Annotated in this window: 1 protein-coding gene; it reads right to left on the bottom strand. The window is 57.0% G+C overall.

The features are described 5' to 3' along the window. Nucleotides 1-565, bottom strand: a 565-nt coding sequence (locus AC01FP_RS18860) for an amidohydrolase family protein (protein WP_474482470.1), incomplete at both ends; no start/stop codon positions are given.

The following is a 565-nucleotide window of genomic DNA, read 5'->3' as shown; positions in this document are numbered from 1 at the left end:
TTCGAATGTCAGATAGGCACAATTGATCGTCATCGTGCGCAAGGCCTCCATACGGGTGATAGCCTGGTCTGCGCCGCCCTTGCCCCAGCGTTCCGTCTCACGGGTTACGCAGTACTCCAGCCCGCGGAAATAGTTGAGTGGGACCTTGGAGACATCGGTCCCCATGGCTACCGTCACGCCCATATCGATCATATCCCGGAAAGGTTCGGCGCGATGCGGAAAATCCTCGCCGTAATAGAACGTGAGTGTTGGCCAGTAATAGAGATGATGCCACATGGGGGTCAGTACCACTCCGAGCCTGGCGCAACGTGCGAGCTGGTCCTTGCTCGGCCAGATTGCGTGGGCAATGACCCAACGCTTGTGCGAGATCGGGGTCTCGCGATCGACTTCCTCCAGCACATCAAGTGCCATTTCGATCGAGACATCCCCAGCCGCCATTAAGCTGCCGGTAAATCCTCTCGCCGCCAAACCCGCGACAATCGTCCTAAGTGAGTCCAACGACTGTTCTGGTTCGTAGTAATTCTTTCCATCATCCGGAACGGGATTTCGGCCCACGAACGGCACA

It is taken from the genome of Cyanobium sp. NIVA-CYA 375, from assembly GCF_056108345.1.
The sequence above is the reverse complement of the archived record's forward strand: the minus strand, read 5'-3'. Positions and strand labels throughout refer to the sequence as shown.